A 25,673-nucleotide genomic window follows, 5' to 3' on the forward strand; every position below is an offset into this window, starting at 1 on the left:
AACCCGGCTGCAGATTAGATGCTAGCCGGGTAATTTCCGCATTGCGCGGATTGTATTGATGCATTCCGGGTTTTATTAGCCCTCGAAGTACAGCCCGAGCGCGCGCTTCATTCGATGCACGCCGGTTTCGATCTCTTCCACCCCGGGCGCGGCAAACGACAGGCGCAGCGCCGCACTATCGACCGCGTCCTTGTAAAACGCGACGCCCGGCACGAACATCACGTTCTGTTCGATGCACACGCGCAGATAGTCGGACGCATCACGCGCCGCGTTCAGACGCGCCCACACGAACATGCCGCCGGCCGGACGATGAAACGCGATGTGCTGCGCGAGATGCGCGTCGAGCGCATCGCATAGCGCGCGGCATTTCACGGCATATGCATCGATGATGCGCGGCAGATGACGCTCCAACGCGCCGCTCGCGAGGTACTCGGCGGCGATCACCTGGGTCCACGGCGCGCTGCACAGATCGACCGTCTGCTTGGCGACCACGCAGCGCCGCACGATCTCCGCGTGCGCGACCATCCAGCCGACCCGCAAGCCCGGCGCGACGATCTTCGACAGACTCGAAAAATGCACGACACAGTCCCGCGAACCGGGCACCTGCCCGCTCAACGCGAAAAGCGAAGGCACTGCCGTGCCATCGAAACGCAGATCACCATACGGATCGTCTTCGACGATCATGAACCGATAGCGCGCCGCCAGGCTCAACAATGCGATTCGACGTTCGAGCGACAACGTCGCGCCAGTGGGATTCGCGAAGGTCGGCACCGTGTACAGCAGCTTGGGAGCGCGACGCAGCGTGCCCGATTCGAGCACTGCGGCGAGCTTCGCGACGTCGAGTCCGTGCTGATCGACGGGCACCGTGACAACGTGGGCCTGTTGCAGCTTCAGCGCCTGCAACGTGGCCGGATACGCGGGCTGCTCGACGAGCACGACGTCGCCGGGCACCACCATCACCCGCAGCAGCAGATCGAAGCCTTGTTGCGAACCGGTCGTCACGAGCAGGTCTGTTGGCGTGCATGACGCGCCGCGCCGTGCCATCAGCTGTGCAAGCTGTTCCTTGAGGATCGCGATGCCATCGGTGGGGCCGTATTGCAGACACAGCGTCGGCTGATGCGAGGCGCGCGCGGCCGCGGCATCGAGTCCTTCACGGTCGAACAGGTCGCTCGCCGGATAGCCGCCGGCGAACGAGATCATGCCGGGCTGCGCGAGGTATTTGAACAGCTCGCGGATCGGCGAGCCGCTCGGTGCTTCGAACGCGGGATTGAATGAGAACATGATGACGGCCACCTGCCTCTCGTGTGATATCGATTGGGATGTCGAAGACGATCGGCGTCGATTGTGGCCATCGGCGGGATCTGCGGCAAACGATATCTATGCACTACTTATTGCGTTTTCCGCATGACCCCGCATCGGGCCATATAGGGGCGCTAGCTACACCACGTTCTTCTCGATGATCGGCCGGTTTTCAAGCACACGCGCGAAGCTCAGTGAACCGAGGTCGAGCGTCGCATAGCGGCCATGCAGAATCAATTCGCTGATGCCGCGTCCGGTTGCCGGGCCTTGCTGCAAACCGTGGCCGCTGAAGCCGTTCGCGAAGATGCAGTTTTCGACATCCGGATGATGTCCAATGATCGCGTTCTGATCGAGCACGTTGTATTCGTAATAGCCGGACCAGCAGTTCTGCACGCGCAGCGCCTCGAATTGCGGCACGCGATTCGCGAGCGTCGGCCAGATCACGCCGTCGAATAGCGCGTGATCGACTTCGTCGAGCGGTAAATCGTCGGGGTCGTTATCGGCCGATGGCGACGCGCCGCAGATATACGAATTGCCTTCGGGCCGGAAGTACACGCCGCTCGGATCGATCAGCAGCGGGCAGCGTTCGAGCCTTGCCGGCGACGTGACGTTGAAGATACTGCGCCGCCGCGCATAGACGGGCAGGTCGATGCCGATCATCTGCGCGACCTTGCGCGACCACGCGCCGGCCGCGTTGACGACGACATCGCAAGCATAGGTCTCGCCGTCCGCGGTTCGTACCTGCGTGACACGGCTGCCGTCGCGATGCAGCGCGGTGACGTCGGCCGCGACATAGCGCGCGCCGAGCGCTTGCGCTTTCTTGCGCAGCGCCTGCACGAGACCGTAGCCGTCGAACCAGCCCTCGCCGCTTTCGCCAAAAGCGCCGGCAACGAGATCGTCGGTATTGAGCCAGGGGAAGCGCGTTTGCAAGCCATGCGTGTCGAGCAGGCTGATATCCGCGCCGAGGCTTGTTTGCAGCGCGTGATTCTCGCGCAGCGTCGCTTCACCGGCCGATGTCGCGAGAAACAGGTAGCCGCCTTCGTGCAGATCGATCGACGGTCGCGTGCCGTCGACTTCCAGCCGTTCGCCGATCGAGCGCAGAAACTCGATGCCGAACAGCGACATCTGAATGGAAAGCGGCGTAGAAAATTGCTGCCGGATCGACGCCGCCGACAAGGCCGACGACGAACGCGCATAGGTCGGATCGCGTTCGATCACCGTGACGCAGACTGTCGGATCGGACAGCCGCAAGAAATACGCAATCGAACTGCCGATCACCCCACCGCCGACGATCACGACTTTCGAACTCACGTCTTACTCCACCAGTAACGTGGCCGCTCCGGAACGCCGGGCGGCGCAAACGGATTGCTATCTGCAACGCGCGGCCGTAGCGCGCCTGACGGCGACGTCACGCATGCGCGCGTCAGTCGAGGCTGAAGTCGATACCCTGCGCCAGCGGCAGCGCCGACGAGTAGTTCACGGTATTGGTCGCGCGACGCATATACGCCTTCCACGCATCCGAACCCGACTCGCGGCCGCCGCCCGTTTCCTTCTCGCCGCCAAACGCCCCGCCGATCTCCGCGCCGCTCGGACCGATGTTGACGTTGGCGATGCCGCAGTCGCTGCCCGACGCGGACAGGAAGCGCTCCGCTTCGCGCAGGTCGCTCGTGAACACGCACGACGACAGACCATGATGCGCGGCATTGTTCGCCTCGACCGCATCGGCGAAGTCGGCATAGCGCAGCACGTATAGAATCGGCGCGAAAGTTTCCTTCAGCACGACCGGCGTCTGCGACGGCATCTCGACGATGGCCGGACGCACGTAGTAGCCGCCCTCATAACCCTTCACGTCGACGCGCTCGCCGCCGAACACCTTGCCTCCCTCGGCCTTCGCCTGCTGCAGCGCTTCCTGCATGCGGTCGAACGATTGACGGTCGATCAGCGGCCCCATCAGCGTACCCTTTTCGAGCGGATTGCCGATCGGCACACGGCTATACAGCTGCTTCAAACGCTCGACGGTCTTTTCGTACACGCTGTCGTGCACGAACAGACGCCGCAGCGTCGTGCAGCGCTGACCGGCCGTGCCGACCGCCGAGAACAGGATGCCGCGCATCGCTAGTTCATGGTCGGCCGTCTGCGCGACGATGCCCGCGTTGTTGCCGCCGAGTTCGAGCAGCGAGCGGCCGAAGCGCTTCGCCACTTCGACGCCGACCTTGCGGCCCATTTCCGTGCTGCCCGTCGCGCTGACGATCGACGCGCGGGGATCGGCCACGAGCTTTTCGCCGACGTCGCGGCCGCCGATGACCAGCGCCGCGAGGCCAGCCGGCGCATCGCCGAATTCCTTCAGTGCATCTTCGAGAATCTTGTTCACCGCGAGCGCCGACAGCGGCGTCTTTTCCGACGGCTTCCAGATCACCGCGTTGCCGCACACCAGCGCGAGCGCCGCATTCCACGACCACACCGCCACCGGGAAATTGAACGCGGAGATCACGACGCAAGTGCCGAGCGGATGCCACGACTCCGCCATCCGATGCCCCGGGCGCTCGGACGCGATCGTCAAACCGTACAGCTGGCGCGACAGACCGACCGCGAAATCGCAGATGTCGATCATTTCCTGCACTTCACCCATGCCTTCCTGCAGGATCTTGCCGGTTTCCAGCGAAACGAGGCTGCCGAGCGCGTGCTTCTGTTCGCGCAGCCGATTGCCGAGCAGCCGCACCAGCTCGCCGCGGCGCGGCGCCGGCACGTTGCGCCATACAGCGAACGCGTCTTTGGCCCGGCCGAGCGCCGCGTCGACCTCGGCCGCCGTCTGGCTGGCCACACGGCCGATGAGCGCGCCGGTGATCGGCGAATGAACCGAGATATCGCCGGCTTGCGCGGCGTGGGCAATGCCGAGATCGGCAAGGATGGTGGACGCGTCCATGTGAACCCCTTTAATTTCCGATGCGAAACAAGAGTAAGTTCGGAAACTATACACGCCGGCTTTGGTGGCGGCAAGCAGATGCCCGGGGAGTGAAATACCGGTTGACAAAAGGTAGCGTTGTTTCCAGAAGGAAACTTGGTCAAGCTCCAGACGCGTGTGCGAAGCCCGCGCCTCAAGCGTCAAGCATCAGTCGCGCCGTCCCCCTCCGCCGCCGCCGTCAACCGGTCGACCAGCACGCGCGCGAACGGCGGCAAGTCCTGCAGGCTGCGCACGCAGATCTTCAGCTTACGCTCGGCCCACGGATCGTTCAGGCCGACGATCGCGATCTGCATCGTCTTTCTGTGCCGCAGCGCGACCGATTCCGGCACGATGCCGATTCCGACACCCGCCTCGATCATCCTGCAAGCGGCCTCGAAGTTGCCGACCTGGATGCGAAGCTTGAGACGCGCGCCGAGCGCATCGGCGGCGCTCATGATGAATGCGTGGATCGCGCTCGACGTCGGCAGGCTGACGAAGTTCGCGTTCAGCACCTGCGAGAAATCGACCGACGCCTGCCTCGCGAACGGATGCTCGCACGACGTCACGAGCACGAGCCGATCGTCGCGATACGGCAGCATCTGCAGATGCTCGGCATGCACATTGCCCGCGACGATGCCGATATCGGTCGCGCTGTCGGCGACGCCCTTGACGATCTCGCCGCTCAGCACTTCGCGCAGATCGATGTTCACGTCCGGGTGGTCGCGCAGAAAACGGCTCAGCACGGCCGGCAGGAACTCGCTGATCGCGGTCGTGTTGGCCCAGATACGCACGTGGCCCTTGATGCCATCGCCGTACTCCTGCATATCGCCGGCCAGATGCTCGACGCGTTCGAGCACGAGCCGCGCATGATGCACGAAGGCCTCGCCCGCGGGTGTCGGCGTCACGCCCTGGCTGGTTCGATAGAGCAGCTTGATGCCGAGCTGCTCCTCGAGATTCTTGACCCGGTTGCTGGCGGCCGGCGCCGACAGGTGTGAACGCTCCGCCGCACGCGCGAGGTTGCGCGTGTCGGCGATGTGCATGAGCAGGCGTAAATCGACGAAATCGAAGTGCATGATGAAAGCTGCTAGCAAAGCATGGGCAGGACAGACTTTCATCTTAACCAGGTGTGGTGAAAATTTAGCCGGGGAAAGATCCGAATCGACGGCCTCCCTTCATGCGCGTACGGCCTATGCCGACTCTTGCATCATCTCCGCTTGCGGTATCAGCTCGGCATCGGGCGAGATCTCTTCGAGCGTCTGCCGACTCGTTTCGATGCGCAGCGCGAGAATCGCGATGCTCAGCAACAACAGCACGCCACCGACCATCGTCAGCACACCCGTCACGCCGAACTGCGTGTAGAGCAGCAGCGCGACATACGGTGTCGACATCGACGCCGCGCGGCCGCACGTGCCGGCCACGCCGGTGCCGCGCAAGCGATGCGCGGTCGGAAACAGCTCGGGGATATAGCCGAACAGGCCGAGCGTGCAGACCGTGTAGATCGTCGTGACGAGCGCGAAGCCGACGATCGCGATCGGCACCGGCGCGCGCATCTGCACGTAGACGAAGCCGAGCACGATCGTTGCAAGCGAGAACAGCACGATGCCGTTGCGCCGCCCGAGGCGGTCCGTCACGAGATAACCGACCACGGCACCGGCCGGCGCGCCGAACGACATCAGCAGCACGAAGCCGAGCGACTGCACGATGGTCAGGCCTTCCTTGACGAAGAACGTCGGCAGCCACGCGACGAAACCGTACAACGACATGTTGATCGCCATGCAGGTCAGCGCGGCGACCAGCGTGCGGCCGATCATGCCGCGCGCGAACAGCGCCGAGAACGGCGCGGCCGGCACCTCGTGACTGACCACGCGCGCGACCGGCGGCAGCTTGCCGACGCGCGCCTCGACCTGTCGCTCGATCGCCGCGACGGTGGCCTCCGCCTCTTCGAGCCGGCCAACCGTTTCGAGCCAGCGCGGCGACTCCGGCATCCGATGCCGCAGGAACCACACGACCATCGCGCCGACGCCCGCGATCGCGAACATGTAGCGCCAGCCGAGATTTGGAATCACCCAATAGCCGACCGCGGTCGCGCCGAGCAGACCGGAGTTGATGATCAGCGCGAGCAACGCGGTCCAGCGGCCGCGCGTGGCGGGCGGCACGAATTCGCACAGCGTGCCGGCGGCGACCACGAGTTCGGCGCCTAGGCCGATGCCCATGATGAAGCGCAGCAGGATCAGCCAGTAGATGTCCGGCGCGAAGCAGGCGGCGAGCGATGCGAGGCCGAAGACCGCGAGATTGGCCTGATACGAATAGCGTCGGCCGAAGCGGTCGCCGAGATAGCCCGACAGGCCCGCGCCGATCATCATGCCCATGAAGGTCGCGGAGATGAAGAATGAGCCGAGGCGCAGATCGGTGAAGCCGGTTTTGACCATCGCCGCGAGCGCGCCGTTGGCGAGATAGATGTCGAAGGCGTCGAGGAAAGCGCCTGCGCCGATCAGGCCGAGGATGTTCCAGTGAAAGCGGCTGATCGGCAGGCGGTCGAGGCGTGCGCCGGAGTTGATGGGGGCTGGCAAGTTGTGTCTCCTGTCTTTTTAGGCGGTGCACGGGCGAGAGGCTCGCGTGCGCGGAACAGTTCTGCGAGGCTGCCTTCGTTGGATGCGGCGGCTCGGGGCAGAGCGCTGAACGGCCGTAGTTGGATCGTGCGGGCCGTTGGCTTCAAGAGTGCGACAGGCGACGTGGGGTGGGAATTGGGTTTTTTGGAGGTGAGTGTTCCGGTTTGATTAATGGATGAAAAAGAAGCGATTTGCATACCTGAAAGGCTGCAGCGCATCAGAGTCTGGTACTTCATTTCCAGGAATAAATTCTTCCCAAAAATCGGACTACGGCCTACTCTGTCGATGTACTCCCCCCGCATGTTGGCCGGCCATGCCCATTTCAAAGCGGCCCGATATCGAGCTTCGGAGCCGGTCGCACCGGATGATTTGAATGTAGACGTGCGTGCTGTTCAGGAGAACGCACGGGGGCGTTCAGGTAGATTCTCGGAGGCAGAATGGTTGATGACTGGTCCTGCACGATGCGGACGATCGTCGACGAAATCGCCGCAAGCGTCGCGATCGTCGCGCGCGATGAGAGGGGGCAGCTGTTGGTTTCCGCCTGCAACGACCATTTCATGCAAATGACGGGCGGCAAGCGCAACAGCATCAAATCGTTCCCGGCGTCATTCGACACGCTGATTCCCAATTATGCACGAACCGAATTCCGTCAGAAGCTCAGCGAATGCTTTGAATCCGGCGTCGCCCGCGAACTCGAGCAGGCTTATGACCTGAGAGACGGAACCCACTGGTGGCGCCTGTCGTTGAAGCCGCTGCGGCACAACAGAGGCGCGAACTCGGTGATCGAAATCATGGTGACGGGTCTCGAGATCACCGCAAAGATGGAGTTGATGCACGAGCTGGAAGTCAGCACGTCGCGTTTCCGCTCGGTGGTGGATGCCGCCTATGACGCGATCATTACGATCGACCAGCAGCACTGCATCACTCTCTTCAATCGCGCTGCGGAAAACCTTTTCGGCTATTCGGTCGAGGAGATGGTGGGGCACCCCATCACGGAACTGCTGCCCGAGCGCTATCGCGCCAATCACTCCCAGTACGTCCATCAGTTCGCCCGCTCGCCGGTGCGCTCGCGGCAAATGGACGAGCGCAACCGCGTCTATGGGCTGCATCGCGACGGCTCGCTGCTGCCCGTCGAAATCGCGATCTCGAAGATCAATGTGGGCGGCCTGATCGAATTCACCGCCGTGATTCGCGACATCGCCGATCGCGTCCAATTGATGGATCTGCTGCAGAAGCAGGCCGTGACCGACGAGCTGACCGGCCTGCCCAACCGAAGGGAATTCACGGACACGGTCGAGAACCTGCTGGGGTCGGACAGCAAGCTTTCGATCTTTCTCCTCGATATCGATTACTTCAAGAAGATCAACGACAGTTACGGACACGACATTGGCGACGAAGTGCTGCGCGTGATGGCCAAAGTCGTCATGAACGCCGATTGGCGCATCGGCGTGTTTGCCCGCTGGGGCGGCGAGGAGTTCGTCGCCGCGCTGCCGGGCCTCGATATCGAACAGGCGACGAGCGTGGCCGAAGACTTGCGCCAGACGATCGAGCAGCAGAACTTCGAGCATCCGTGGCGGCTCGGCAAGCCGATTCCATTTACGGTCAGCATCGGCGTGACCGAGCGCCAGCCTGGTGAGGATGACGTCGACGCCATCGTCAAGCGCGCGGACCTGGCGCTGTATCGCGCCAAGGACAGAGGGCGAAACCGCGTGGAGGTTGGTTAATGCAGGCCGTTTGAGTAACGGCCGCTCACGAGTGAGCGTTTGCCAACTCGACGACGAACTCCAGAAAGGCACGCGTCTTCGCCGGAACGTGATGGCGTGACGGGTAGCAGGCGTACAGGGGATAGCGCTCGTCAGGCCAGTCGGGAAAGAGATTGATCAGCCGCCCTTCGGCAATCAGTTGCTCGGCACCGAAAAGAAGCATCTGCGCGACCCCGGAGCCAGCGAGGCACGCATTCAGCAGCGCGCCAGGATCGTTCACCGTCAATCGCCCGCGCGGTGCAATCACAGTTTTCTTGCGTTTGCGATGGAACTCCCAGGGGAACGGCTTGCCTGTCTCCGAATTGCGGAATTCCAGACAACGGTGGCTTGGGCCTTCGAGATCTTCCGGCTTTGCCGGGCGCCCACGTCGTGCGATGTACGACGGTGCGGCCACCGTGACCACGGCCGTGTCGAGCAGCTTGCGTGCGACGAGGGATGATGTCCTCGGCTCGCCGAACCGCAGCGCGAGATCAAAGCCCTCGAGAACGAGATCGCCCAAATGGTCGCGCGCGATGAACTCGATTTCGAGCTCTGGATGCGCGTCCATGAAATGGTCTAGGCGTTGCCCGAGTATCGCCCGGTAACACACTGGATCGAGGTTGATCCGCAGCTTTCCCCGCACCGCCGATGCGCCGCCAGCCGCGGCCACGGCGGCTTCCTCCAGCCCTGCGAGGTGCGGCATGACCTGCTCGTAAAAACGGCGGCCCTCGTCCGTCAGGGACACGGACCGCGTAGTTCGATTGAAGAGCCGGATCTTCAATCTCTTTTCCAGCCTTGCAATCGCCCGGCTCACACCAGGCGGCGACATTCCGATCACTTCCGACGCAGCCGCGAACGTACCGGCGTCGACTACCGCCGCAAACACGCTGATGCCGCTCGAAAAATTTTCGATCCTCGATTTCATGGTCGCGCGATTCAAAGCAGGTGACTGAGCTGGCATTATCGCCGGCCCAAGCCCCGTCGCGCGATTTATCCGGCTGTCTGGTTCCGCACGGCCACTTCTCCACCTTCGGCCCGAGTGACGGTGTCGCTGCGATCCGTCCTCGTATTGATGAACCATGCGGAAACCGAAGCCAGCAAGAAGCAGCCGACGAAAAGGTGGAACACGACATTGAAGTCGTTATTCGTGCTGGTCAGGATGTAACCGACGATCAGCGGAGAAAGAAATCCGGCCAGTTGACCCGCTGCATTGACAAAGCCGATTGCCGATCCGACGACCTTGTTCGGCAGCGCGACGTTCGGGATCGTGTACAACGAACAGCCGGCCATGGTCGAGAAGAAATAGCCGATCGTCTGATAGAACACCGCCGTTTCCGCGGTCTCCGCATGGGCCGTCAGATAGGCAAAGATGGCGGCCACGATGCAGCCGAGGACGACAAGCAATTCGCGACGATTGCGGAAGAACTTGTCGGAGAGAAAGCCCGTGATGCAATAGGCAATCGTGCCGACGAGAAACGGCACCGACGCCATAATGCCCATCTTGGCCGTCGAGAGGCCGCGCGCTTTCAGCAGGTACGTCGGGAACCAGCTCATGATTCCCCACGAGGCGATGCTGAATACGAACAAGGTGACAAAGCACCACCAGACCAGCGGCGTTTTCACCAGTCCAGCAAAATCCGCTTTGCCGGCAGAGCCAGACTGGGCCTTTTCGCTGGTGCCGATTTCCTCTAGTTCGATATTCGAAACGTGTTTGCTGTCCTTCGGGCTGTTTCTGATATAGACCCAGCCGAATATCGCCATCGCGATGCCGGGAATGAACAGACTCGTGAAAATCGCGCGCCATCCCCACGCGGCCATCACGGCCGCCACGAACAGCGGAGCCAGAGCGGGTCCCAGCGCATTCGTGGTCATCATCATCCCGGTCGCCCGGCCCAATTCGCGCTTCGGGAACCATGCCGACAGCGCCTTGAACGCGGCCGGAGGAAAGAGCGCTTCGCCGACGCCGAATGCCACACGCACCACCAGCATCAAGCCGAGCGAATTGCACAGTCCGGTAAGCGCGGTGAAAATCGTCCACCACGTGATGCCGATCGTCGTCATCAGCCGCGGGCCGAATCTGTCTGCCAGCAGGCCGGCCGGGATCTGACATAGCGCGTAGCTGAAGAAGAACGCACTGAGAATTCCTCCCATTTCCATCGCAGACAGATGAAACTCGGACGCAATAAATGGAATAGCCGCCGCCATGATCATTCTGTCCATGTAACAGAGCAGATAGATCGCGAACAGAATCAGCAGCACGAGATAGCGATGTCTCCAACGAAAGCGCATGAAGTCTTCCTTATTATTAAGCGACAGCGGTGAAGCGAAATTCGAGTTCTAGCCGGTCAATTGGCGATATGAGAACGACTTGAAGTCGGCAGGTTCGCGAAAGCCCAGCATGTCGTTGGCGGTGATACCAGCGAAAGCCCCCGTGAAGCCGATTGGGGTGGCATATTCATCGCTGAGTTTCGTGAAATCCTTTGCCAGTCCGAGGTCCTTCCAGTCACCGTGTGCCACGCGATAGAAGAAGCTCAGGTTTGCGTCTACGACGCGAATCCGCAGGTCGATCGCGGTGGACTCGGGCAGCGTCGCCAGTCGATTGCTATAGGGAAGCTGCCCGCATCCATTTCCATGTAGGACAGGATTTTCGTGCCGTCGTCGTCGCGCGTGACGAACAGGTAGTAAAAGGTGTTTTCGTCGTAACGCGCCATGAGCCCAGCCATGTGCAGATATGACTTGGGCGAAAATTCCAGCGCCGTTTCGACCTCGAACTGCCAGTCACGGATTCGACAGGCCAGCATGCTTTGATGGAACCGCGAGGTTGGTGACTCTTGTCCCCTTATCCGCAGATAGCCCGGACGGTCGTGAAGATTGCACCAGTCGTCGCTAATGGGAATGCGCAGACTCTGCAGTTCCAGCGGCAGCGCGCCGCATTGTCCGAAATCGATCGCCCAACTGCTGTCGAGCCTTTGCTCGATATCGGAGTCGATCGCAAAAGATTCGGCGGGGACCACTCCGCCAGTGGCGAGGTGGGGCCAGTCGGCATGCCATTCGATCGGGGCGATGCAGGTCTCGCGGCCTAGCGGCGAGCGCTTCGTTTGCGCATCGATTGGTCTCGATCCGAGGTACGTCATGTACCACCGGCCGTTCGGACCCTCGACCAGATTGCCGTGGCCGGTCCGCTGGATCCGTCCGTTCGCGTCGCGCGACGTGAGCATCGGCGTGTCAGGATGAAACTCGTATGGACCGAAGATATCGCGGGACCTGGATACGCACGTTGCATGCGTATAGCCTGTGCCGCCCTCCGCCGTGATCAGGTAGTACCAGTCCCCCCTCTTCAATAAATGGGGAGCCTCGTATATCTGACATTTCATGAAGTAATCGGTCTTCAGGTTGGCGCCTTTGTAAATGACGCGCTCTTCACCGATCAGCTTTTCCTCCTGCACCGAGTATTCCCGCAGAACGATTCCGACGAAAAGATCTTCGTGGATTCCTCTGAAGTCGCGCCGGATATAAGCGAGCCACTTTCTGCCGGATTCGTCGTGGAACAGGGATGGATCGTATCCACCGGAGACGAGATGGACGGGCTCCGACCAGGGTCCGGCAATGTCCAGGGCGGTCACGAGGTAGTTGTGCATGTCGCGCAGCGGGGAAATCTTCTGCTCGCCTTTCCATGCCTTGGTGTCGGTATAGACGAGCCAGTAAAGACCGTCGTGATAGGACAGGGCTGGCGCCCAAATGCCTCCGGACGGCTGCTCTCCGATCAGGTTCAATTGCGACAACCTGTCCAGAGGCGTGGCCTCGAGTTCCCAGTTGACGAAGTCTTTCGATTCGTAAATGAGAACGCCCGGATACCATTCAAACGTTGAAACCGCGATATACCACGCATCCTTGCCACGGCATATACAAGGGTCCGGGTTGAAGCCGCGCAGAACTGGATTTTGAATAGTACTCATCGGGAAGGTATTTTTCTGACGTGCTGAAAGGAACAGATCTTTTTGCTTTTCGGCGAATATTGTTACCGATAACAATTCAATCTAGCATGTGACCTGCTAACTATTCAAGTGCGATGATGGGAGGGTATTCCCTTGGGTGAGGTGCTTACTGGTACGTCGTCCGAATGACCAGCAGGCGATGTAGGAATCCTGCTATGAGGGCACGACGAAAACGGCGTTGTCAGAAGCGCTCGGAGTTGCCCAAAACTCTCCGCGCCCGCAGGATCACCGGCATGTCGACCATCCTTCCATCAACGGCAGCCGCCCCGCCATGCCTCGCCTCGACAGCCGCAAGCACGCGTCGCGCCCACTCCACCTCGGCGTCACTCCACGCATATGCGCGGTGCACCGCCCCGATCTGCTTCGGATGAATGCAAAGCTTGCCGCCGAAACCAAACCGCCGCCCGCGCCGTGCATCGGCTTGCACCGCATCAGCATCGGTAATGGCCGTCGATACGCCATCCACCGGCGCACCGATGCCGGCCAACCTCGACGCAAGCACGATCTGCGAGCGAAACAGATGCAACTCCTCGCCATCCCCATCGATGCCGAGATCGACCTGAAAATCCAGCGTACCGAACACGAGACGCAGCACGCGCGGCGCGCCGCATAACTCCGCAAGATTCGCGAACCCGCACGCAGTCTCGACAATCGGCAGTACGCTTAACGCCGGATGCGCGTTCGCCAGCACCGCGCAGATCTGTTCGCGCGTCTCAGCCTTCGGCAGCACGATTCCGGCGACGCCGCTCTGACAAACGAGCGCAGCAACGTCATCTGAAAACCAAGGCGTATCCGAGCCATTGATACGCACCCACACGGCCCGCGATGCGTTAGCCGATACCGCAGCCACCACCGCCGCGCGCGCCGGCACTTTCTGATCCGGCTGCACCGCGTCTTCCAGATCGAGAATCACCGCATCCGCGCCGGCCGCATAGGCCTTGTCAAACCGCTCAGGCCGATTCCCTGGCACGAACAGATATGACCGGGGCAGCGCGCTCATGCCGCCACCATCGTGCGCGCAGTTGCATCGAATACCGGGCCAATCTGCGCCACTTCGGCAACACCCCACGCCCGGCGAAGCAATTGCGCCGCTTCCTCTTCACTAGCCGCACCCGAGAATGCCGCCAGCCGATGCAGCTTCAACGCAATCTCGTCGCGCGACAACGTGTTCCCTGGATCGCCCTTCGGCTCATCGACACGCCCATCGAAAACACGGCCGTCGGTCGTGGTCACCGTGACCTTGCCTATCCAGCGCGCGGGATAGGCGGCGTCGACTTCAGCGTCGAGCGTCATCGTGACCTTGTCGCGAAACACAAGGATTTCGCTCGCGTCGAAACCCTGCTCGAATTCGGTCATGCCCGCATAGCCGTGATGCGCGACGAGTCCGAGCACCGTACCCATGTTGAACTTCGCCTGATGCACCCTACGCGGCGCAATCACGGGACCGAGCACATCGATCGCGCCTTGATGCACGTGCGCGACGACCTTCGCGATGTCGCGCGGCGCGAGACGATGCGCCCGCACCACAGCGAGCAGCGCATCGGCGGCCGGATGCGTATGACGGCACGCCGCGTGATATTTGAACGACGTCTCCGCGGTCGCCCAGCGGCTGCCAAGGCGATCGACGAGGCGAGCCGGATCGGCATCGCTCGACATGCCCGCGGCCATGCCCTGCGCGCCTTCGAGAATGTGCGTCGCACCCTTGAAGCCGTCGGCGGCGAGTTGCGCGGCCATCAGGCCGTTCGCGGCGGCCATCGCGGTGTGAAGTTGCTTCGAGTCGGCGGCGTCGCGCAGAAATTCCCACAAGCCGCTAGCCTGTGTGCCCGCCGAGCCGAACGCATCGAGCATCTGCGACGACGCCAAGCCCAGCAATCGTCCTGCAGTTGCCGCCCCTGCGAGCGTACCGACCGTGCCCGTGGTGTGAAACACCTTGTAGTGCGAGCGCCCGAGAAATTCGCCGATGCGAATGCCGACCTCGTATCCCGCCACGGCCGCCGTGATGAAGTCGCGCCCCGACGCTCGCTTTGCCTGTGCCAACGCGAGCGCAACCGGAAACACCACGGTCGCAGGATGAAACACCGAGCCATTGTGCACGTCGTCCTGTTCGGCGAAATGCGATGCCGCGCCGTTGATCATCGCGGCGAAATACGGTGTCGTGCGGCCGCGATCGATCAGTACCTCGCAGAGGCCCTCGTTCGTCGCACCGGCCGCCGCGCGCGCAAACCGGGCGATCGTCTCGACGGGGCGTGCGCCTTTGCCTGCAAGCGCCGAGCCGAGCCAATCGACGTACAGGTTGACGGTCCGCTCGACGACCTCGTTCGGGATACTGTCGAAGTCGAGTTGCGCAGCGAAAGTGGCGAGCGTGAGACTGGGATGGTCGTTCATGAGTGTCGTGCGCCGTGTGATGCCAGGTTGCATCGGGTTCTTTCGGAATACCGGCTCGTCATCCCGCATCACATGCATGCGGGCGCGAACCGAAACAGGCTTACTGAATCAGATCGTGCCGGCCGCGCGCAGCGCGTCGATGCGCGCATTGTCGTAACCAAGCTCGCGCAGAATTGACTCGGTATGTTGACCAAGCGTAGGTACAGGGTCCATCCGAGGCTCGATGTCGGAAGGCAAACCCGGAGGCCGCAATGCCGGTATCGTGCCCGCTGCCGTGCCGACTTCCTGCCAGCGCTCGCGTGCCTTCAGTTGCGGATGCGCCCACACGTCCGCGAGCGTATTCATCTGCGCGTTCGCTATTCCTGCCTGATCGAGTCGCTCGATCACCTGCGCGGCACTCAGCTTCGCGAACGCCGCGACGATCACCTCGCGCAATGCATCGCGCGCCGCGGTGCGTTTCGAGTTCGATGCGAAGCGTTCGTCCGTTGTTAGCTCAGGCTGTTCGAGCATGCGCTCGCAGAACAGCTTCCATTCGCGTTCGTTCTGCAGGCCGAGCATGACCGTCTTGCCGTCGCCAGCGGGAAACGGACCATAAGGATAGATCGTTGCATGCGCGGCGCCCGCGAGCGCGGGCTGCGACTGACCGTCGATCGCGTAGTAGAGCGGATAACCCATCCACTCGACCATGCTCTCGAGCATCGACACGTCGATACGGCAACCGCGCCCCGTGCGTCCCCGCTGCAACAGCGCGCTCAGGATGTTCGAATAAGCGTACATGCCCGCCGCGATATCCGCGATCGAGCAGCCCGCCTTCGCTGGCGCGCCAGGAGAGCCGGTGATCGACAAAAAGCCGGACTCGCTTTGAATCAGCAGGTCGTACGCCTTCTTGTCGCGATACGGACCGTCCGCGCCGTAGCCGGAAATACCGCAGACGATCAGCTTCGAATACTTCTGGCTCAGCGTGTCGTAGCCGAGGCCGAGCCGTTCGGCCGCACCCGGTGCGAGGTTCTGCACGAGCACGTCGGCATCGGCAACCAATGCATCGAGAATCTCCGCCGCCGCGGGCTGCTTCAGGTCGAGCGAAAGACTTTCTTTCGAGCGATTGGTCCACACGAAGTGCGACGACAGCCCATGCACGCGTTCGTCATAGCCGCGCGCGAAATCGCCGACGCCGGGCCGTTCTATCTTGATCACGCGCGCGCCGAGATCGGCCAGTTGACGCGTGCAGAACGGCGCGGCGATCGCGTGTTCGAGCGTGATGACCTTGATACCGTCGAGTGGTCTCATGATGTCCGCCAGCGGGTCAGAAGGAACGCGGCAGCCCGAGGATATGCTCGGCCACGTACGAGAGAATCAGATTTGTCGAGATCGGTGCGACCTGATACAGACGCGTTTCGCGAAACTTGCGCTCGACGTCGTATTCGCACGCGAAGCCGAAACCGCCGTGAAATTGCAGGCACGCATTGGCCGCTTCCCACGACGCGTCCGCAGCGAGCAGCTTCGCCATGTTCGCTTGCGCGCCGCACGGTTGATGCGCGTCGAAACGACGTGCCGCTTCGAAGCGCATCAGGCTCGCTGCCTCGACGTTGATGAACGAACGCGCGATCGGAAACTGCACGCCCTGGTTCTGTCCTATCGGCCTGCCGAACACGACGCGCTCCTTCGCGTACTCGGTGACTTTGTCGACGAACCAGTAACCGTCGCCGATGCACTCCGCGGCGATCAGCGTGCGCTCCGCGTTGAGGCCATCGAGAATGTATTTGAAGCCTTGCCCTTCCTCGCCGATCAGATTCTCGGCCGGGATTTCGAGGTTGTCGAAAAAGAGTTCGTTGGTCTCGTGATTGACCATGTTCAAAATGGGCTGCACGGTCAGGCCATGACCGATCGATTCGCGCAGATCGACGATGAAGATCGACATGCCCTCCGATTTCTTCTTCACGTCCGCGAGCGGTGTGGTGCGCGCGAGCAGGATCATAAGGTCCGAGTGCTGCACGCGCGAGATCCACACCTTCTGACCGTTGATCACGTAACGGTCACCGCGCCGTTCGGCGGTGGTCTTGATCTTCGTCGTATCGGTGCCGGTGCTCGGCTCGGTCACGCCCATCGATTGCAGACGCAAGTCGCCGTTCGCGATCTTCGGCAAATACTTGCGCTTCTGTTCTTCCGAACCGTGCCGCAACAGCGTACCCATGTTGTACATCTGCCCGTGGCACGCGCCCGAGTTGCCGCCCGCGCGATTGATCTCTTCCATGATCACCGACGCTTCCGTGAGCCCGAGCCCCGAGCCGCCGAAGTCCTGCGGAATCAGCGCGGCGAGCCACCCGGCCTTCGTCAGCGCGTCGACGAACTCTTCCGGATAGCCGCGCGCCTCGTCGATCTTGCGAAAGTACTCGCCGGAAAACTGCTGACACAGATCGCGCACGGCCTCTCGAATGTCCTGGAACGAATCGTGTTGCGTGGTTTGCATAGTCGAGTCCCGTGGAATTCAGGCGAGCGCGGCGGTCGCGCGCATGGTCAGATAACCTTTGTGGTCCTTCGCCCACAGGTCGATGGTCTTGCCGTCGGCGGCGGGCTTGCCGCATACCGTGAACGGCTGATCCGCGAACGTGGGGCGAAGCGCGCGAAACGCGAAGCTTTGCAGCGTCGCTTGCGGCAGTTCGCGGCGCACGAGATCGACGAGCAGCGTCGCGATCAGCGGGCCATGCACGACGAGGCCCGGATAGCCTTCGACTTGCGTGACATAGGGATGGTCGTAGTGAATGCGATGGCCGTTGAAAGTCAGCGCCGAGTAGCGGAACAGCATCACGGCATCGGCGTCGATCGTGCGGCGCCACGTTTCGCCTTCGGGTGCGGGCGCCGGCTGTTGCGGCCGCGCTCCCTCCTGCGGCGCGTCGCGATAGACGATGTCGTGCTCCTCTTCGAGCTTTAACTCGCCATCGACTTCGATCGTATGTTGCACGGTGACGAACACGAGGCGGCCCGAGCGGCCGGTCTTGTCCTCGATACTGGCGATCGTCGACGTGCGCCGCGCATGCTCACCGATCTTCAGCGGCGCATGAAACGTGAGTCGGCCACCCGCCCACATGCGGCGCGGCAATGGCACGGGTGGCAGAAAACCGCCACGCTTCGGATGTCCATCGGGACCGACTTCGGATAGCGGCGCGACCGGCAGAAAGTACAGCCAGTGCCACAACGGCGGCACGGTGTCGCCGCTTTCCTCGCGATCGAGCGTGGCGGCGAGCGCCGCTAACGGAAACGCGCTGATGTCGTCTTCGGCCACCGCCTGCTTGTTGAGCCAATCGTCGAGCTTCTGTGGGGCAGCGGACATGGCGGAGTCTCCTGGTTTAGTGTGTTGGTCCTCGTTAGGGCCCACTATGACCGACGCGCTGTGTGCCGCGAAGTTCGATTTTCCGAAGCGGGCCTTTGGCTTTGGTTAAGACGTTAGGCCCAGCGCGCGGCGCTGACAATCTGTTTTCGGCGAGACCAGTGATTCGACGCGCCCCGACCTTAATGCTTTGCCGAGCTGCAACGATGCTCCTTTATCTGCTCGCTTATTTGAGCCCGAGTCGTTTGGCCAGCCGATTCAAATTCGCCCGGTCCAGCCCTAGCTCGCGCGCGACCGCCGCCCAGTTTTGCCTATTGCGGATCAGCGCTTCGAGAACGAGATTGCGTTCGAACTCGGTGACCGCGCTGCGAAAGTCTTTCGTCTCGCTTTCCTCGCTCTGCGTGGCTGTTTGATTGGCTTCCTGATTCTGTGCGTCGGACAACGCGAAGTCCGCGGCCGTCAACGTCAGAATACGGCGGCGCTCACGACTGGCCGCCAACGCCTTCAGCGCACTGCGTCCGATCAGATGCTCGAGTTCGCGCACATTGCCGGGCCATGAGTAGTGCAACAACGCGGCCTGCGCGTCGGCCGCGAGACGCAGACTCAACAAACCGAGCCGCGAGCGATTGTCTTCGAGGAAGAAGCCCGCCAGCAGTAGCACGTCGCGGCCACGCTCGCGCAACGGCGGCACGCGCAGCGGATACACGCTGAGGCGATGATAGAGGTCGGCGCGAAAGCGGCCCGCGCGCACTTCTTCGGCGAGATCGCGATTGGTTGCGGCGATCAGCCGCACGTCGACTCTGTGTTCGTGATCCGAGCCGATGCGCTGCAACTGGCCGTTCTGCAGCACGCGCAACAGCTTCGCCTGCATCGCGAGCGGCAACTCACCGACCTCGTCGAGGAAAATGGTGCCGCCGTCGGCGAGTTCGAACTTGCCGCGCCGGTCCGCAGACGCTCCCGAAAACGCGCCGCGCACGTGCCCGAACAGCTCGCTCTCGACGAGCGTATCGGGCAATGCCGCACAGTTCAGGCTGATCAGCGGCTTGTTCGCGCGCGGCGACAGCGCGTGGATCGCGTTCGCGACCAACTCCTTGCCGACGCCGGTCTCGCCGGTGACGAGCACGGTCAGATCGCTGGCGGCCACCACCTCGATCTCCTTCACCATCCGGCGATGCGCATCGCTGCTGCCGATCAGCTCGCGCCGGCTCCCGCTGCTCGCCAGCCGGTAAGCTTCCGCGCGACGCTGCGCCTCTTCGCCATTGCGCGCCAACGCGTCGATGCGTTCGACGACGCTGACGGTCGCGGCCGCGAGGCCGAGAAATGCTTGCAGCGAAGCCATGTCGAGCGTGTTGAAGCGCGCCGGGTCGAGTGCGTCGAGCGTGAGCAACCCCCAAGGCTCGCCGCGGATGAACAGCGGACACCCCAGACAGTCGTGCACTTCGAGATGCCCGGCTGCCATGCCTTGCACGAGGCCATCGTAGGGATCGGGCAGGTCGGAGTCGGCGGCGAAGCGCGTCGGCCCTGGCTGGGCCAGCAGCTCCTGAAAGCGCGGATGCTCGGCGACGCGAAAACGCCGCCCGAGCGTATCGCTGCTCAAGCCGTCGATCGCGAGCGGCACCAGCGTATCGCCTTCCAGCCGCAGCAATGCCGCCGCGTCGCCAGGAAACAGCGAGCGCAGCGCGCTGAGCAGCCGCCGATAACGCTCGCGCTCGGACAGCTCGCGCGACAGGTCGAGAATCAGCGGGGTAAGAACGTCGAGGACCGCCTCGGTAGTCAGATCGACTGCGGGTCGAGTCTTTTCGACTAGGGTCGAATGGACCATCTTATTTGCCAGATCGTTGATCTAAATGCATTTTATACCTGGCACGATTCGTGGATAGTGAAGGCAGTCTGCCGAAACCGGCTGTGACACTCGCTGATAGACAGACGCTCACACAGACTCTCATCAGGACTTGAAAATATGCTATCCGCCGAACACCGCGCCATTATCAAAGCAACCGTGCCGCTGCTGGAAAGCGGCGGCGAGGCGCTCACCACGCACTTCTACAATCTGATGCTCAGCGAACATCCGGAAGTGCGCCCGATGTTCAATCAAGCCAATCAGGCGAGCGGCATGCAACCGCGCGCGTTGGCCAACGGCGTGCTGATGTACGCGCGCCATATCGATCAGCTCGAGCAACTGGGCGGGCTCGTCGCGCAGGTCATCAACAAGCACGTGTCGTTGAACGTGCAGCCTGAGCACTATCCGATCGTCGGCAAGTGCCTGCTTCGCGCGATTCGTGAAGTACTCGGCGCGGACGTCGCAACCGACGCCGTGATCGAAGCGTGGGCCGCCGCGTATCAGCAACTCGCCGATTTGTTGATCGGACTCGAAGAGAAGATCTACGCCGAAAGCGCAGCAGCGCCCGGCGGCTGGCGCGGCACGCGACTGTTCCGCGTCGCGCGCAAAGTGCGTGAAAGCGACGAGATCACGTCGTTCTATCTGCGTCCCGACGACGGCGGAGAATTGCTCGCGTTTCAGCCGGGTCAGTACATTGGCGTGCGTCTGGTGATCGACGGCGAAGAAGTGCGCCGCAACTATTCGCTGTCCGCATTGAGCGATGGCCACGAATATCGCATCAGCGTGAAGCGTGAACCGAATGGCACGGTATCGAAGTATCTGCACGAACAGATCAACGAAAACGACACGCTCGATCTGTTCCCGCCGGCCGGCGAATTTACGCTGCAACCTGGCGACAAGCCGTTGGTGCTGATCAGCGGCGGCGTCGGTATCACGCCGACGATGGCGATGCTGCAAGCCGCGCTGAAGACCAATCGTCCAGTGCATTTCATTCACGCGGCCCGTCATGGTGGCGTGCATGCGTTCCGCGGCGCGATCGATGCATTGGCCGCGCGCCATCCGCAACTGAAGCGCTTCTATTGCTACGAGCAGCGCCGTGACGGCGATGCCGACGCGCACGCAGTCGGTTACGTCGACGAAGCGAATCTGAAGAAGTGGTTGCCGGAAACGCGTGACGTCGACGTGTATTTCCTCGGGCCCATCGCGTTCATGAAGGCGATCAAGAAAGGCCTGAAGGCGATCGGCGTGCCGGAATCGCAGAGCCGTTATGAGTTCTTTGGGCCGGCTGCCGCGCTCGAATAACGCACTCGAGTAATCGACGAGTACTTGCCCTCTTTGGATCGTTGCGAAGCGTATTCAAAGACGGGCATCTTGTGGTTTCAATCACGCCGGTGGGTTTGGCCTCGTAAGAAGCGGGCCGAGTCTGCTGTGCGTTCTAGCGCTCCCTTCTGCGGCTGAATGCCCACCAGCCTGTCAGCCCGGTAGAGCCGGCGACCAGCAACACCATCACCCAAAATCCATGCTTGTTCTCGACGAGCGGAATGCCACCGACATTCATGCCGAAGAAACCGGCAATGATATTGATTGGCATCGCCAGCACCGTGACGAGCGTCAGCGTGAATAGCGTGCGGTTGTTCTGCTCCTCGAGACGCGAGGCGATTTCTTCCTGCAGCAATCTAACCCGCTCGATCAATCCGGCCACGTCGGAAAGCACGACCGAGAACTCCTCCGTCGATTCACGCAGATCCTGCACGTCTTCCACATGAAGCCAGCGAGGCGGCCTCGCCAGCAAGCGGAAAATTGCGCGCAAGGCGTCGAAAAACGCTTCGGGCAGATCGAGTTGCGTGCGCATCCAGCGCTCGCTCGCGCTATGCGCGAGATTGAAGTGAAGCCACAGAAACTCGCCACCGTCCTTTGCGGTAGCGTCGGCATCGTCCTCACTCGCGCGGAACCAATCGACGACTTCGTCCGCGTCGATCGGCCGTCAGGCAAGCGTCGGCAAGAACCGGAAACCGCAGACCATGCCCGGCGAATCCGCGCCGTAGGTTTGCAATGCCAGATCTGATTTCATAGGGCGTTCAATGCGAGCGCTTCCGAAAGGAATAGGTGAGCATAGCGCGAACGATTGAAAGAGAGTTGACGCGCGCACTTTCCGGCGTCGTATTGTCGAATTGCGGCGGCTGGACTGTCACAGAAACGTCATCTCTGCCGATGACGGCCGCGTAAACGCAAAAACCCCACCGCTGGGCGGTGGGGTTTCTGGCTTTTGGGGGAGCCTGACGATTACCTACTTTCACACGGGCAATCCGCACTATCATCGGCGTGGAGTCGTTTCACGGTCCTGTTCGGGATGGGAAGGGGTGGGACCGACTCGCTATGGTCATCAGGCATGACGGGTTGCTGCGTCGCTGTCGGGTTGGGGTCAACCCGGCGCCACAGCCAATCGGGAAGAAGCGTAAAGGATTCGTGTTTTTGGGGTTGTGTTGTTTCTGGCACAACACCGATCTCAAACTGCATGTCTTCATCCCCTTCGGGGATCGGACACCCGTAAGCGCTAAAGCGCTAACGGTTGTCGAGACACACCTGTTATAGGATCAAGCCTTACGGGCAATTAGTATCAGTTAGCTCAGTACATTACTGTACGTGCACACCTGACCTATCAACGTCCTGGTCTTGAACGACCCTTCAAGGGGCTCGAAGCCCCGGGGATATCTCATCTTAAGGCGAGTTTCCCGCTTAGATGCTTTCAGCGGTTATCTCTTCCGAACATAGCTACCCGGCGATGCCACTGGCGTGACAACCGGTACACCAGAGGTTCGTCCACTCCGGTCCTCTCGTACTAGGAGCAGCCCCCTTCAAATATCCAGCGCCCACGGCAGATAGGGACCAAACTGTCTCACGACGTTTTAAACCCAGCTCACGTACCTCTTTAAATGGCGAACAGCCATACCCTTGGGACCGGCTACAGCCCCAGGATGAGATGAGCCGACATCGAGGTGCCAAACACCGCCGTCGATATGAACTCTTGGGCGGTATCAGCCTGTTATCCCCAGAGTACCTTTTATCCGTTGAGCGATGGCCCTTCCATACAGAACCACCGGATCACTATGACCTGCTTTCGCACCTGTTCGACTTGTCAGTCTCACAGTCAAGCACGCTTATGCCATTGCACTATCAGCACGATTTCCGACCGTACCTAGCGTACCTTCGTACTCCTCCGTTACACTTTGGGAGGAGACCGCCCCAGTCAAACTGCCTACCATGCACTGTCCCCGATCCGGATCACGGACCAAGGTTAGAACCTCAAACAGATCAGGGTGGTATTTCAAGGACGGCTCCACGCAAACTGGCGTTCACGCTTCACAGCCTCCCACCTATCCTACACAGACCGGTTCAAAGTCCAATGCAAAGCTACAGTAAAGGTTCATGGGGTCTTTCCGTCTAGCCGCGGGGAGATTGCATCATCACAAACACTTCAACTTCGCTGAGTCTCGGGAGGAGACAGTGTGGCCATCGTTACGCCATTCGTGCAGGTCGGAACTTACCCGACAAGGAATTTCGCTACCTTAGGACCGTTATAGTTACGGCCGCCGTTTACCGGGACTTCAATCAGGAGCTTGCACCCCATCATTTAATCTTCCGGCACCGGGCAGGCGTCACACCCTATACGTCCACTTTCGTGTTTGCAGAGTGCTGTGTTTTTATTAAACAGTCGCAGCCACCAGTTTATTGCAACCCCTTCACCCTCCTGGCGCAGGCCAGTCAAGCTACCAGGGCGTACCTTATCCCGAAGTTACGGTACCAATTTGCCGAGTTCCTTCTCCCGAGTTCTCTCAAGCGCCTTAGAATACTCATCTCGCCCACCTGTGTCGGTTTGCGGTACGGTCACTGTGAAACTGAAGCTTAGAGGCTTTTCCTGGAACCCCTTCCAGTTGCTTCGCTTCCGAAGAAGCTCGCGCCACACCCTTGAGTCCTGTGCCCGGATTTGCCAGGGCACCCTCTCCAATGCAGCGACCGGGACTTCCAACACCCGGACAACCTTCCGCGATCCGTCCCCCCATCGCATTTCACAATGGTGCAGAAATATTAATCTGCTTCCCATCAGCTACGCATTTCTGCCTCGCCTTAGGGGCCGACTCACCCTACGCCGATGAACGTTGCGTAGGAAACCTTGGGCTTACGGCGAGGGGGCCTTTCACCCCCTTTATCGCTACTCATGTCAGCATTCGCACTTCCGATACCTCCAGCACACTTTCCAGTGCACCTTCGCAGGCTTACGGAACGCTCTCCTACCATGCACATAAATGTGCATCCGCAGCTTCGGTATATGGCTTAGCCCCGTTACATCTTCCGCGCAGGACGACTCGATCAGTGAGCTATTACGCTTTCTTTAAAGGGTGGCTGCTTCTAAGCCAACCTCCTGACTGTTTTAGCCTTCCCACTTCGTTTCCCACTTAGCCATATTTGGGGACCTTAGCTGGCGGTCTGGGTTGTTTCCCTCTTGACACCGGACGTTAGCACCCGATGTCTGTCTCCCGTGATTGCACTCTTCGGTATTCGGAGTTTGCTATGGCGTAGTAATCCGCAATGGACCCCACAACCATGACAGTGCTCTACCCCCGAAGGTGATACACGAGGCACTACCTAAATAGTTTTCGGAGAGAACCAGCTATTTCCAGGTTTGTTTAGCCTTTCACCCCTATCCACAGCTCATCCCCTAACTTTTCAACGTTAGTGGGTTCGGTCCTCCAGCACGTGTTACCGTGCCTTCAACCTGGCCATGGATAGATCACCTGGTTTCGGGTCTACACCCAGCGACTGGACGCCCTGTTCGGACTCGCTTTCGCTACGCCTGCCCTAATCGGTTAAGCTCGCCACTGAATGTAAGTCGCTGACCCATTATACAAAAGGTACGCCGTCACCCCTTCGCAGAGGCTCCGACTGTTTGTATGCATGCGGTTTCAGGATCTGTTTCACTCCCCTCCCGGGGTTCTTTTCGCCTTTCCCTCACGGTACTGGTTCACTATCGGTCGATCACGAGTATTTAGCCTTGGAGGATGGTCCCCCCATCTTCAGACAGGATTTCACGTGTCCCGCCCTACTTCTCGTACACCCAGTTCTTTCCCGCTGTTTTCGTCTACAGGGCTATCACCTGCTATGGCCGCACTTTCCAGAGCGTTCGACTAACAATGAGAATAAAGAGTACAGGCTCATCCCATTTCGCTCGCCACTACTTTGGGAATCTCGGTTGATTTCTTTTCCTGCGGTTACTTAGATGTTTCAGTTCACCGCGTTCGCTTCACGTAGCCTATGGATTCAGCTACGGATACTCCATTAGGAGTGGGTTTCCCCATTCGGACATCTCCGGATCAAAGCTCGTTTGCCAGCTCCCCGGAGCTTTTCGCAGGCTACCGCGTCCTTCATCGCCTGTGATCGCCAAGGCATCCACCACATGCACTTGTTCGCTTGACCCTATAACGGGTGTGTCTCAATGATTGCTCACCGCAGATCACATGCCGCTACAGGTTGAGTATTCG

The 25,673-nt window shown here is 61.0% G+C and carries 18 protein-coding genes and 2 rRNA genes; 2 read left to right on the forward strand and 18 right to left on the reverse strand.

Going from position 1 to position 25,673, the window contains the following annotated elements:
* Nucleotides 1-75: 75 nt before the first annotated feature.
* The 5 genes from QFZ91_RS36875 to QFZ91_RS36895 all read right to left on the reverse strand — a co-directional run bounded on the left by QFZ91_RS36875 (nucleotide 76) and on the right by QFZ91_RS36895 (nucleotide 6,810).
* Nucleotides 76-1,281 carry a PLP-dependent aminotransferase family protein gene (locus QFZ91_RS36875; protein WP_429570287.1) on the reverse strand — a complete coding sequence of 402 codons (1,206 nt, stop codon included), beginning with the start codon at nucleotides 1,279-1,281 and terminating at the stop codon, nucleotides 76-78.
* A 156-nt stretch (nucleotides 1,282-1,437) separates the two neighbouring features.
* Nucleotides 1,438-2,610 carry an NAD(P)/FAD-dependent oxidoreductase gene (locus tag QFZ91_RS36880; protein WP_429570288.1) on the reverse strand — a complete coding sequence of 391 codons (1,173 nt, stop codon included), beginning with the start codon at nucleotides 2,608-2,610 and terminating at the stop codon, nucleotides 1,438-1,440.
* A gap of 112 nt (nucleotides 2,611-2,722) precedes the next feature.
* On the reverse strand, nucleotides 2,723-4,222 hold the full coding sequence (amaB, locus tag QFZ91_RS36885; protein WP_429570289.1) for an L-piperidine-6-carboxylate dehydrogenase: 1,500 nt from the start codon (nucleotides 4,220-4,222) through the stop codon (nucleotides 2,723-2,725).
* Nucleotides 4,223-4,401: 179 nt separating this feature from the next.
* Nucleotides 4,402-5,313, reverse strand: a complete 912-nt coding sequence (locus tag QFZ91_RS36890) for a LysR family transcriptional regulator (protein ID WP_176369620.1) — start codon at nucleotides 5,311-5,313, stop codon at nucleotides 4,402-4,404.
* Between the two features lie 114 nt (nucleotides 5,314-5,427).
* Nucleotides 5,428-6,810, reverse strand: a complete 1,383-nt coding sequence (locus QFZ91_RS36895) for an MFS transporter (RefSeq protein ID WP_429570290.1) — start codon at nucleotides 6,808-6,810, stop codon at nucleotides 5,428-5,430.
* A gap of 476 nt (nucleotides 6,811-7,286) precedes the next feature.
* On the opposite strand from QFZ91_RS36895, the gene QFZ91_RS36900 reads away from it, so the two are divergent.
* Nucleotides 7,287-8,573 (forward strand): sensor domain-containing diguanylate cyclase, encoded by a 1,287-nt coding sequence (locus tag QFZ91_RS36900; protein WP_429570291.1) that lies wholly within the window; start codon nucleotides 7,287-7,289, stop codon nucleotides 8,571-8,573.
* A gap of 25 nt (nucleotides 8,574-8,598) precedes the next feature.
* Here QFZ91_RS36900 and QFZ91_RS36905 read toward each other — a convergent pair whose 3' ends face one another.
* The 10 genes from QFZ91_RS36905 to norR all read right to left on the reverse strand — a co-directional run bounded on the left by QFZ91_RS36905 (nucleotide 8,599) and on the right by norR (nucleotide 20,118).
* Complete coding sequence (locus QFZ91_RS36905) at nucleotides 8,599-9,516, reverse strand: LysR family transcriptional regulator (RefSeq protein ID WP_429570953.1); 918 nt, start codon at nucleotides 9,514-9,516, stop codon at nucleotides 8,599-8,601.
* Between the two features lie 65 nt (nucleotides 9,517-9,581).
* Nucleotides 9,582-10,880, reverse strand: coding sequence for an MFS transporter (locus QFZ91_RS36910; RefSeq protein ID WP_429570292.1), 1,299 nt, complete (start codon nucleotides 10,878-10,880; stop codon nucleotides 9,582-9,584).
* A 48-nt stretch (nucleotides 10,881-10,928) separates the two neighbouring features.
* Nucleotides 10,929-11,186 (reverse strand): hypothetical protein, encoded by a 258-nt coding sequence (locus tag QFZ91_RS36915; RefSeq protein ID WP_429570954.1) that lies wholly within the window; start codon nucleotides 11,184-11,186, stop codon nucleotides 10,929-10,931.
* A complete protein-coding gene (locus QFZ91_RS36920; RefSeq protein WP_429570293.1) occupies nucleotides 11,135-12,547 on the reverse strand; it encodes a glycoside hydrolase family 43 protein in 1,413 nt (470 codons plus the stop codon). Before QFZ91_RS36920 ends, QFZ91_RS36915 begins: the two co-directional genes overlap by 52 nt.
* A 220-nt stretch (nucleotides 12,548-12,767) precedes the next feature.
* A complete protein-coding gene (locus tag QFZ91_RS36925; RefSeq protein WP_429570294.1) occupies nucleotides 12,768-13,586 on the reverse strand; it encodes an HpcH/HpaI aldolase/citrate lyase family protein in 819 nt (272 codons plus the stop codon).
* Nucleotides 13,583-14,971 carry an MmgE/PrpD family protein gene (locus tag QFZ91_RS36930; protein ID WP_429570295.1) on the reverse strand — a complete coding sequence of 463 codons (1,389 nt, stop codon included), beginning with the start codon at nucleotides 14,969-14,971 and terminating at the stop codon, nucleotides 13,583-13,585. The genes QFZ91_RS36925 and QFZ91_RS36930 overlap by 4 nt, the downstream gene beginning before the upstream one ends.
* 108 nt (nucleotides 14,972-15,079) lie before the next feature.
* On the reverse strand, nucleotides 15,080-16,258 hold the full coding sequence (locus QFZ91_RS36935; protein WP_429570296.1) for a CaiB/BaiF CoA transferase family protein: 1,179 nt from the start codon (nucleotides 16,256-16,258) through the stop codon (nucleotides 15,080-15,082).
* Nucleotides 16,259-16,274: 16 nt separating this feature from the next.
* Nucleotides 16,275-17,438 carry an acyl-CoA dehydrogenase family protein gene (locus tag QFZ91_RS36940; protein WP_429570297.1) on the reverse strand — a complete coding sequence of 388 codons (1,164 nt, stop codon included), beginning with the start codon at nucleotides 17,436-17,438 and terminating at the stop codon, nucleotides 16,275-16,277.
* A gap of 18 nt (nucleotides 17,439-17,456) precedes the next feature.
* Nucleotides 17,457-18,299: an FAS1-like dehydratase domain-containing protein gene (locus QFZ91_RS36945; protein ID WP_429570298.1), complete on the reverse strand. Its 843-nt coding sequence runs from the start codon at nucleotides 18,297-18,299 to the stop codon at nucleotides 17,457-17,459.
* 223 nt (nucleotides 18,300-18,522) lie between these two features.
* Nucleotides 18,523-20,118: a nitric oxide reductase transcriptional regulator NorR gene (norR, locus tag QFZ91_RS36950; protein ID WP_429570299.1), complete on the reverse strand. Its 1,596-nt coding sequence runs from the start codon at nucleotides 20,116-20,118 to the stop codon at nucleotides 18,523-18,525.
* 138 nt (nucleotides 20,119-20,256) lie between these two features.
* On the opposite strand from norR, the gene hmpA reads away from it, so the two are divergent.
* Nucleotides 20,257-21,438 (forward strand): NO-inducible flavohemoprotein, encoded by a 1,182-nt coding sequence (gene hmpA / locus QFZ91_RS36955; protein WP_429570300.1) that lies wholly within the window; start codon nucleotides 20,257-20,259, stop codon nucleotides 21,436-21,438.
* 133 nt (nucleotides 21,439-21,571) lie between these two features.
* On the opposite strand, the gene QFZ91_RS36960 is transcribed toward hmpA, so the two are convergent.
* The 3 genes from QFZ91_RS36960 to QFZ91_RS36970 form a co-directional block, all read right to left on the reverse strand.
* Entirely contained in the window at nucleotides 21,572-22,114 is a 543-nt protein-coding gene (locus tag QFZ91_RS36960) for a CorA family divalent cation transporter (RefSeq protein WP_429570955.1), read from the reverse strand.
* Between the two features lie 296 nt (nucleotides 22,115-22,410).
* Nucleotides 22,411-22,524: ribosomal RNA gene (gene rrf, locus QFZ91_RS36965) — 5S ribosomal RNA — on the reverse strand.
* Nucleotides 22,525-22,726: 202 nt separating this feature from the next.
* Nucleotides 22,727-25,608: ribosomal RNA gene (locus QFZ91_RS36970) — 23S ribosomal RNA — on the reverse strand.
* Nucleotides 25,609-25,673: the final 65 nt, after the last annotated feature.

This window comes from Paraburkholderia sp. JPY419, from assembly GCF_050435705.1.
GTDB lineage: Bacteria > Pseudomonadota > Gammaproteobacteria > Burkholderiales > Burkholderiaceae > Paraburkholderia > Paraburkholderia youngii.

What these genes read in the sequence shown, in the direction of transcription:
- QFZ91_RS36930 (WP_429570295.1), bottom strand. Translation starts at nt 14,971, where the DNA reads ATGAACGACCATCCCAGTCTCACGCTCGCCACTTTCGCTGCGCAACTC.
- QFZ91_RS36900 (WP_429570291.1), top strand. Translation starts at nt 7,287, where the DNA reads ATGGTTGATGACTGGTCCTGCACGATGCGGACGATCGTCGACGAAATC.
- QFZ91_RS36905 (WP_429570953.1), bottom strand. Translation starts at nt 9,516, where the DNA reads ATGAAATCGAGGATCGAAAATTTTTCGAGCGGCATCAGCGTGTTTGCG.
- QFZ91_RS36935 (WP_429570296.1), bottom strand. Translation starts at nt 16,258, where the DNA reads ATGAGACCACTCGACGGTATCAAGGTCATCACGCTCGAACACGCGATC.
- QFZ91_RS36940 (WP_429570297.1), bottom strand. Translation starts at nt 17,438, where the DNA reads ATGCAAACCACGCAACACGATTCGTTCCAGGACATTCGAGAGGCCGTG.
- amaB (WP_429570289.1), bottom strand. Translation starts at nt 4,222, where the DNA reads ATGGACGCGTCCACCATCCTTGCCGATCTCGGCATTGCCCACGCCGCG.
- QFZ91_RS36875 (WP_429570287.1), bottom strand. Translation starts at nt 1,281, where the DNA reads ATGTTCTCATTCAATCCCGCGTTCGAAGCACCGAGCGGCTCGCCGATC.
- norR (WP_429570299.1), bottom strand. Translation starts at nt 20,118, where the DNA reads ATGGTCCATTCGACCCTAGTCGAAAAGACTCGACCCGCAGTCGATCTG.
- QFZ91_RS36920 (WP_429570293.1), bottom strand. Translation starts at nt 12,547, where the DNA reads ATGAGTACTATTCAAAATCCAGTTCTGCGCGGCTTCAACCCGGACCCT.
- QFZ91_RS36925 (WP_429570294.1), bottom strand. Translation starts at nt 13,586, where the DNA reads ATGAGCGCGCTGCCCCGGTCATATCTGTTCGTGCCAGGGAATCGGCCT.
- QFZ91_RS36890 (WP_176369620.1), bottom strand. Translation starts at nt 5,313, where the DNA reads ATGCACTTCGATTTCGTCGATTTACGCCTGCTCATGCACATCGCCGAC.
- QFZ91_RS36910 (WP_429570292.1), bottom strand. Translation starts at nt 10,880, where the DNA reads ATGCGCTTTCGTTGGAGACATCGCTATCTCGTGCTGCTGATTCTGTTC.
- hmpA (WP_429570300.1), top strand. Translation starts at nt 20,257, where the DNA reads ATGCTATCCGCCGAACACCGCGCCATTATCAAAGCAACCGTGCCGCTG.
- QFZ91_RS36945 (WP_429570298.1), bottom strand. Translation starts at nt 18,299, where the DNA reads ATGTCCGCTGCCCCACAGAAGCTCGACGATTGGCTCAACAAGCAGGCG.